General features: G+C 36.1%; 6 protein-coding genes and 1 rRNA gene. All 7 read right to left on the bottom strand.

Annotated elements, in window-relative coordinates; translation table 11 throughout:
• A 16S ribosomal RNA gene (locus ACFVQC_RS18425) occupies positions 1-342 on the bottom strand; the annotation flags it as partial.
• A 244-nt stretch (positions 343-586) separates the two neighbouring features.
• Positions 587-3,058: a DNA gyrase subunit A gene (gene gyrA, locus ACFVQC_RS18420; protein WP_002159658.1), complete on the bottom strand. Its 2,472-nt coding sequence runs from the start codon at positions 3,056-3,058 to the stop codon at positions 587-589.
• A gap of 88 nt (positions 3,059-3,146) precedes the next feature.
• A complete protein-coding gene (gene gyrB, locus ACFVQC_RS18415) occupies positions 3,147-5,069 on the bottom strand; it encodes a DNA topoisomerase (ATP-hydrolyzing) subunit B (protein WP_033710559.1) in 1,923 nt (640 codons plus the stop codon).
• A gap of 38 nt (positions 5,070-5,107) precedes the next feature.
• Entirely contained in the window at positions 5,108-6,235 is a 1,128-nt protein-coding gene (gene recF / locus ACFVQC_RS18410) for a DNA replication/repair protein RecF (protein WP_016106803.1), read from the bottom strand.
• A gap of 12 nt (positions 6,236-6,247) precedes the next feature.
• Positions 6,248-6,460: a S4 domain-containing protein YaaA gene (yaaA, locus tag ACFVQC_RS18405; RefSeq protein WP_002159661.1), complete on the bottom strand. Its 213-nt coding sequence runs from the start codon at positions 6,458-6,460 to the stop codon at positions 6,248-6,250.
• A gap of 128 nt (positions 6,461-6,588) precedes the next feature.
• Positions 6,589-7,734 carry a DNA polymerase III subunit beta gene (gene dnaN, locus ACFVQC_RS18400; RefSeq protein ID WP_377898857.1) on the bottom strand — a complete coding sequence of 382 codons (1,146 nt, stop codon included), beginning with the start codon at positions 7,732-7,734 and terminating at the stop codon, positions 6,589-6,591.
• 182 nt (positions 7,735-7,916) lie between these two features.
• Positions 7,917-9,257 carry a chromosomal replication initiator protein DnaA gene (dnaA, locus tag ACFVQC_RS18395; protein WP_002144554.1) on the bottom strand — a complete coding sequence of 447 codons (1,341 nt, stop codon included), beginning with the start codon at positions 9,255-9,257 and terminating at the stop codon, positions 7,917-7,919.
• Positions 9,258-9,480: the final 223 nt, after the last annotated feature.

The raw sequence follows: 9,480 nt of genomic DNA, 5'->3' as shown, positions 1-9,480 counted from the left end.
GGCCGTGTCTCAGTCCCAGTGTGGCCGATCACCCTCTCAGGTCGGCTACGCATCGTTGCCTTGGTGAGCCGTTACCTCACCAACTAGCTAATGCGACGCGGGTCCATCCATAAGTGACAGCCGAAGCCGCCTTTCAATTTCGAACTATGCAGTTCAAAATATTATCCGGTATTAGCCCCGGTTTCCCGGAGTTATCCCAGTCTTATGGGTAGGTTACCCACGTGTTACTCACCCGTCCGCCGCTAACTTCATAAGAGCAAGCTCTTAATCCATTCGCTCGACTTGCATGTATTAGGCACGCCGCCAGCGTTCATCCTGAGCCAGGATCAAACTCTCCAATAAAGTTAGTTTGTCTAGCATCTAAAAATAAAAATTGACGTTTCACGTTGTTTGTTTCGTTCAGTTTTCAAAGTTCAATATCGCGTTTCAGCGACTTTCATAATATATCATAGTATATTATTTTCGTCAACAAGTTTTTTTCGATAACTTGTATCTCTCATTTGCTGACTCTGCCTATTATATACACTTCCCTATTGCTATGCAAGTATTATTATAAAAAAAATAAGAGGGGGAGAAATCCCCACTCTTATTCTTCAGAAGAAACCTCTTCGCTAATTTCTTCTTCCTCATCCTTTTGTGCTTTTGCTACTGTCGCTACCTCTTGCTCATCCCCTAATCGAATTAGACGAACACCTTGTGTATTACGCCCCATTTGAGAGATTTGATCAACTGGCATACGAATAATAACACCCGCTACTGTAATTAACATAATGTCTTCTTCGCCTGTTACAGACTTAACTGCTACTAACTTACCGTTTTTATCTGTAATATTACAAGTCTTCAGACCCTTACCACCACGACTTTGCAGGCGGTATTCATCAATTGGTGTACGCTTTCCATAACCATTCTTCGTTACAATTAGAACATTTACATCCTCTTCAACAATTTCCATGCCTACAACTTGATCTTCCTCACCTAATGTAATTGCTTTTACACCAGCCGCATTACGTCCCATTGAACGCACATCTTGCTCATTGAAACGAATTAACATACCGTTACTTGTCCCAACGATAATATCCTTATCACCAGATGTTAAGCGTACGGAGATTAATTCATCCTCTTCACGAAGAGAAATTGCAATTAAACCGTTTGTACGTATATTTGCAAATGACGAAAGTGGCGTTCTCTTAGATATACCTTGTTTCGTAGTGAAGAATAAGAACTCTTCGTCACCGAATTCACGAATTGGAATAATGGCATTGATCCACTCACCCTTATCTACCCCTAATAGGTTAATAATCGGTATGCCCTTTGCTGTACGACTATACTCTGGAATTTCATATCCTTTTGTACGGTATACTTTACCCTTATTTGTGAAGAATAAAATATGATCATGGGTAGATGTTGTTAATAAATGTTCAACAAAGTCATCATCATTCGTACCCATTCCTTGTACACCACGTCCCCCACGGTTCTGTGTTTTGTACGTAGAAGCCGGTAACCTCTTAATATAACCATTATGAGTAAGTGTAATTGCGATATTTTGTTCTGGGATTAAATCTTCATCCTCTATAGCTTCCATACCGCCAATTGTAATTTCTGTTCTTCTCTTATCATTAAAACGATCTTTTACTTCAGCTAATTCCTCGCGAATAATTTCAAGAACTTTTTCTTCGTCTGCTAGGATTGCTTTTAACTCTGCAATTATCTTCATTAAGTCTTGATATTCTTGTTCGATTTTTTCGCGTTCTAATCCGGTTAAACGTTGCAAACGCATATCTAAAATCGCTTGCGCTTGTTTCTCACTTAAGCCGAAACGTTCCATTAAACCTTGTTTTGCAATATCAGCTGTTTTTGAACTACGGATTAAAGTAATAACTTCATCAAGATGATCTAAAGCAATTCGTAATCCTTCTAAAATATGAGCACGCGCTTCTGCTTTCTCTAATTCATAAGCAGTACGTCTACGAATTACTACCTTTTGATGCTCTAAATAATAATATAGATTTTGTTTTAAATTTAGGACTTGTGGCTCTCCATTTACAAGAGACAACATATTAATACCGAAACTTGTTTGAAGTGCTGTATGTTTATATAGATTATTTAATAGTACATTGGCATTGGCATCACGACGTACTTCCATAACAATACGCATACCATTTCGGTCCGATTCATCACGTAAATCTGTAATACCTTCAATTTTCTTATCACGAACTAATTCTGCAATCTTTTCAATTAATCGCGCCTTATTAACTTGATAAGGTAGTTCTGTTACGATAATAGTTTGTTTACCATTTGCTCTCTCTTCAATTTCAACTTTGGCACGAAGTATAATAGAACCGCGACCTGTTTCGTAAGCTCTTCGAATTCCACTTCGCCCTAAGATTAAACCTGATGTTGGGAAGTCTGGTCCAGGAATATATTCCATTAATTCCGCGATAGTGATATCAGGGTTATGACTTAATGCCAACACACCATCAATTACTTCTCCAAGTTGATGCGGTGGAATGTTTGTTGCCATACCAACCGCAATACCCGTCGTACCATTGACTAATAAGTTAGGGAAACGCGCTGGTAATACAACTGGTTCTCTTTCAGAACCATCGTAGTTATCTTGATAATCAATTGTATTCTTTGTAATATCGCGTATTAATTCCATAGAAATCTTAGACATTCTTGCTTCTGTATAACGCATTGCTGCCGCTGAATCTCCATCAACAGAACCGAAATTACCATGTCCATCAACAAGCATGTAACGTTGACTAAAATCTTGCGCCATACGTACCATTGTTTCATAAACAGCTGAATCACCGTGCGGGTGATACTTACCAATTACTTCGCCGACAATACGCGCCGACTTCTTATATGCTTTATCAGCTGTAATTCCTAAATCATTCATCGCATATAAAACCCTACGATGAACCGGCTTTAATCCATCACGAACATCTGGTAATGCACGAGACACGATAACACTCATTGCGTAATCTAAAAATGAGGTACGCATTTCATGACTAATATTAATTTCTCGAATTCGTGCTTGTTGTTGATTGTCTGACATCAACGAGCACCTCCTCTTACATTTCCGTTACAAATACATTGATTTATATGTAGAAGACAGGAATACTTAGATTCCTGTCATTACTCACTTAAATATCAAGGTTTTTCACGTATTTTGCATTTTCTTGGATAAAGTTACGACGCGGCTCTACTTTATCACCCATTAAAATTTCAAATGTTTCATCCGCTTCAATTGCATCTTGAAGAGAAACTTGAAGTAACGAACGTACTTCTGGGTCCATTGTCGTCTCCCACAGCTGAGTTGGATTCATTTCCCCTAGACCTTTATAACGCTGAATCCCAGGCTTAGGTTGAGCTGGTAATTCAGCTAGTATTTTTTCAAGTTCTTTATTGTTATAAGCATATTGAATTTTTTTACCTTGTTGTACCTTAAACAACGGTGGCTGTGCGATATATATATAACCACACTCAATAATTTGACGCATATAACGATAGAAGAACGTTAATAATAGGGTACGAATATGTGCACCATCAACATCGGCATCTGTCATAATAATAACTTTATGATAGCGAGCTTTTTCAATATCAAAGTCCCCACCAATATTTGTACCTATTGCTGTAATAATTGTACGAACTTCATCATTTGATAAAATCTTATCTAAACGTGCCTTTTCAACGTTAATAATTTTACCCTTCAGTGGTAAAATCGCTTGGAAATGACGATCGCGTCCTTGTTTTGCAGATCCGCCCGCAGAGTCACCCTCCACGATATAAATTTCGCTAATTGCTGGATCTTTAGAAGAACAATCAGCTAGCTTCCCTGGTAAACTTGAAACTTCTAAAGCACTCTTTCGGCGCGTTAGTTCACGAGCTTTTTTAGCTGCTACACGTGCACGTGCTGCCATAGTCCCTTTGTCTATAATTTTACGTGCAACATTTGGATTTTCTAGTAAGAACTTTTCAAACGCCTCTGAGAATACAGATTCTGTAATCGTTCTCGCTTCACTATTTCCAAGTTTCGTCTTCGTTTGCCCTTCAAACTGTGGATTTGGATGTTTAATTGATACGATTGCTGTTAAACCTTCACGAACATCTTCACCAGTTAAATTACTATCCGCATCTTTTAAAATATTATTTTTACGACCATAATCGTTAATTACACGTGTTAGAGCAGTCTTAAAACCTACCTCATGTGTACCGCCTTCATACGTATGAATATTATTTGTAAATGAATAAATATGATTTGTATAGCCTTCGTTATATTGAAGAGCAACCTCAACCTGAATCCCATCTTTTGAACCGTCAACATATACAGGTTCTTCATGAATCGGTTGTTTTGAACGATTTAAATGTTCAACATATGATTTAATTCCACCTTCATAATGGAATTCTTTCTTTTGCTTATGTTCACGCTTATCTTCAATTGTTAATTTAATATTACGATTTAAAAACGCCAACTCACGCATACGAGTAGCTAATGTATCAAATTCATATTCTGTCGTCTCTGTAAAAATTTCTGCATCTGGCTTAAAGCGTGTGATCGTTCCTGTACGATCAGTTTCACCTATTACTTTTAAATCCGCAGCTGGGATCCCACGTTCATATTTTTGATAGTGTATTTTTCCATCTCGATGTACAAATACCTCTAATTCTATTGATAAAGCATTTACAACAGATGCACCTACTCCATGCAAACCACCGGAGACTTTATAACCGCCACCGCCAAATTTACCACCGGCATGGAGTACCGTCATAATAACTTCTACAGCGGGACGTCCCATTTTCTCTTGAATACCAACTGGGATACCACGACCATCATCTGTTACAACAATACTATTATCTTCTTCAATACTGACATTAATTTCATCACAATATCCCGCTAAAGCTTCGTCAATACTGTTATCAACTATTTCCCATACGAGGTGATGAAGACCTTTTCCACTTGTAGAACCGATATACATACCAGGACGCTTACGAACCGCTTCCAGTCCTTCTAACACCTGGATCTGACTTTCATCATATGCATTTTCCTGCATTTGCTTTTGTTCCATTGACACAAAGATCACCTACTTTTCCATTTAAACAGAAATTATTTCCTGTCTATTTCACAATCTACCGTGCCGTTCGTTACATGAATTGTTTTCGCTTCTTTCAATGTTTCGTGTTCAATTCCGTCGACACTCGTCGTCGTCACAAAGGTTTGTACTTTTCCTTGAATTGTATTTAGCAGATGCGATTGGCGATAATCATCTAATTCTGATAACACATCATCTAGTAAAAGGATTGGATATTCCTTAACCTCTGAGTATATCAATTCAATTTCAGCCAATTTTAGGGATAGTGCGGTTGTTCGTTGTTGCCCTTGTGAACCAAAGACTTGAACATTTTTACTATTAACGAAGAAGTGTAAATCATCACGATGAGGACCTAGTAAAGTTGTACCACGAAAAATTTCACGTTGTTTCACAGATTGAAAACTTTCATAGTATACTTCTTTTATTTTCGACAAATCCATTGATTCTGATACATCTACACTTGGTTTATAAACAATTTCTAACTCCTCTAATCCCCTGCTAATCCCGCGGTGAATTGGAGCAGCCCATTCTTGTAGTAAATGCAAAAACTCAAAACGTTTTCGCAAAATTTTTGCACCATGCTCAATAAGTTGAAGTGTAAATACATCCAACATCGTTTCCTCATTTTTACTATTCCCTTGCATCTTCTTAAGTAAATGATTTCGTTGCGTGAGTACCTTTTGATATTGACTTAATTCATACAAATAGACCGGAGCTATTTGTCCAAGTTCCATATCCAAAAAGCGTCTTCGTACTTGGGGGCTTCCTTTTACAAGATTTAAATCTTCTGGGGCAAACATAACAACATTCATTTCACCAATATACTGGCTCAATTTTTGTTGTTCTAACTGATTTAACTTTGCCTTTTTACCTTTTTTTGAAATATTTAATTCTAAGGATAATGAACTATTTCGCCTTTGTAATCTACCTTTTATATTACCATAATCCTCATCCCAACGAATGAGTTCACGATCGTTCGAAGTTCTATGGGATTTCGCCATCGCCAATACATAAATAGCTTCCATCAGATTCGTTTTCCCTTGCGCATTTTCACCAATAATTACATTGACTTTATCCTCAAAGGAAAGCTCTAAATGCTCATAATTGCGATAGTTTTTTAATTGTATCTCTGTAATAAACAAAGGGATCCCCCTTTATGCCTGAACTTGGAAAGTTCCGCTTCCCGGAATTTCAACAACATCATTTGCATATAACTTTCGGCCTCTTCTATTTTCAAGTTCTTGATTCACATATACTTCATATTCTTGTAAGAACCATTTCACAGCGCCACCTGTATCAATTACATCAGCTAACTTTAAAAATTGTCCTAGTGTAATGTATTCTGTTGAAATCTTAATAAGTTTCATAAAATCGCTCACTTTCTGAAAGTGTTCATTCTTTCATTGTACTAAATAAACTAGCATTAGGAAAGTAATACCCTACAAATCAAATAAGGGTCACTAGTACCTTTACACTAGCAACCCTTAATCCTTACTTAGTAAGTACGGACTGGTAAAATTAACTGGATAATAGAATCATCATTTACTGTGCGAATTAAAAACGGTCTCATCGCTCCAGTAAAACTAACTTTAATTTCTGTACTATCTAAAGCTTTTAATGCGTCCATCATATATTTTGCACTAAAAGATATTTTTAATTCTTCTCCATCTACATTTTCACATTGAACCTCTTCTACTACTTTTCCGATTTCTGGTGCATTCGAAGAAATCTCTAACATCTGTTGTTCTAATGTTGATAATTTAACAACGTTGTTACGACCATCTCTTGCTAATAGCGACGCACGATCAATCGCTTGTAAAAATTCTTTTGTATTTACAAAAATATCAGTTTTACTTTCAGCTGGAATTAAACGCGTTGTATCTGGATAATTTCCTTCTAATAATCTTGAGAAGAATAATAAATGTTTTGTACGGAATAATACTTGATACTCCGTAATAACGATATCTACCATTTCTTCAGACTCATCTAGAATTTTACTTAATTCATTTAAGCTTTTACCAGGAATAACGACATTCGCTTGAAATTCATCGGCAATATTATACCCTTCGATTTTTGCTTTACGAAGTGCTAGCCTGTGACTATCTGTTGCAATACAAGTTAGCTCGCTGTTATATACCTTCCAGTTTACACCTGTCAAGATCGGTCTTGTTTCAGAACTTGAAACTGCAAATACTGTTTGACGAATCATGTGTTTTAGTAAATCTGTTGGAATCTTAAATACATGATGTTCTTCGATTTGTGGTAATAACGGATATTCAGCAGCATCTAAACCATTTAAGTTGAACTCTGATTTTCCAGATTTTATTTTTGTCATAAAATGATTTTCCACAGAAATTTCGACAGTTTCTTTAGGTAATTTTTTTACGATTTCACTAAAATATTTTGCTTGTAAAATAATACTTCCTGATTGTTCAATTTCCACAATTTCTTTTCCAGCATCTTCGACTGGGATAAATGATTCGATAGAGATGTCTGCATCACTACCTGTTAAAGTAACTCCTTCTTCAGTTGCTACAACTTTAATCCCTGTAAGAATTGGAATTGTTGTACGAGAAGAAATTGCCTTCATTACATCTTGTACACTTCTTACAAGATAGTCTTTTTGTATTGTAAAACGCATAACGAAAACCCTCCGGTAAGTATAAGATTTTATTTATTTAATAAAGATAAAAAAATAGTAGTAATAGTAATAGGGCTTGTGGATATGTGGATAACCCTATTTAAAGATGTAAAAACAGTCTATCTACATGTGGATAGACTGTGCGTAAAACAAGCTAAGTTATTCACACTATTCAGCTACTACTATTTTAAAATATCCTTAATTTCTTCAACGTGTTTTTGTAATTGAGTATCCGTTTTTAATAGCTTCGAAATTTTTTCGTGAGCATGGATTACTGTTGTATGATCGCGGCCACCAAATTCTTCACCTATTTTTGGCAAAGATGAGTCCGTAAGTTCACGTGATAAATACATCGCAATTTGGCGAGGGAATGCAACGGATTTTGTCCGTTTTTTTGCTTTGAAATCTTCTAACTTTACTTGATAGACGCCCCCAACAGCCTTTTGAATATCAGAAATAGAAATAATTCTGGGTATAGAGTTTGGAATAATATTTTTAAGCGCTTCAGCCGCTAAATCAGCATTCATATCTTTATTAATTAAAGATGAATAAGCTACAACTCGAATAAGTGCACCCTCTAGTTCACGAATATTTGAATCGATTTGATTTGCAATATAAAGCATAACTTCATTTGGTATATCAAGACCTTCTGCTTTTGCTTTTTTACGTAAAATTGCGATTCTAGTTTCTAAATCTGGTGGCGTAATGTCCGTAATTAACCCCCATTCAAAGCGAGAACGAAGGCGATCTTCTAAAGTTGGGATTTCTTTTGGTGGTCTATCGCTTGAAATCACAATTTGTTTACTTTCTTCATGTAACGCATTAAATGTATGGAAAAACTCTTCCTGTGTTTGTTCTTTTCCAGCAAGAAATTGAATATCATCTATTAATAAGACATCTACATTACGATATTTATTACGAAAATCGACAGCTTTATTATCACGAATTGAGTTAATAAATTCATTTGTAAATTTTTCAGATGATAAATATACAACTTTTGCATTCGGATTGTGTTCAATTACATAATGCCCAATTGCGTGCATTAAATGTGTTTTTCCAAGTCCAACGCCCCCGTAAATAAAGAGCGGATTATAGGCTTTAGCTGGTGCCTCAGCTACAGCTAAAGAAGCAGCATGTGCAAAACGATTACCAGAGCCAATAACAAATGTATCAAATGTATATTTTGGGTTTAACATACTCTGTGGTAAGTGATTAGACTCATCATGTGCGTGTTTTTGCTTAACAGAAGGGAGATCTATATCCTCTTCTGCCTGACTTTGGGGAATGATAAAACGAATAGCTAGTTTTGCCCCTGTTAAATCATAAAGTGTTTCGGAGATTAGTTCCGAATAATGAGATTCTAGCCAGTCACGAGCGAATTCATTTGGAGCTGTAATAGTTAATACATCTTTTTTCAAGTTATGAGCAGTTGTTGATTTTAACCAGGTTTCATAACTTGGCTTGCTTACCTTTTTTTCTAATTCTTTTAAGGCACTATTCCATAAATCAGAGATATTTTCCAAAGGTGTCCCTCCTTTACAAAGATGGTAAAAGAATAAGGTTGCGCAACAATTGTACAACCTGTAAATATTTCTAATGCATATTTATACGAAACGTATTTTAAAATATAAAAACGTCGTTAGTATCCGAGATAGAGTTTTCGACAAAAAAACAAATGTGGACAACTATTTACCCACATGTGATTTAAAGTATCCACATGTTATACACAAATTGTGGATAAAATAA

The sequence above is a fragment of the Bacillus sp. NPDC057893 genome (assembly GCF_042796455.1).
Taxonomy (GTDB): domain Bacteria; phylum Bacillota; class Bacilli; order Bacillales; family Bacillaceae_G; genus Bacillus_A.
Note: the sequence above shows the minus strand (reverse complement) of the source record. Positions and strands in the feature narration are given on the sequence as shown.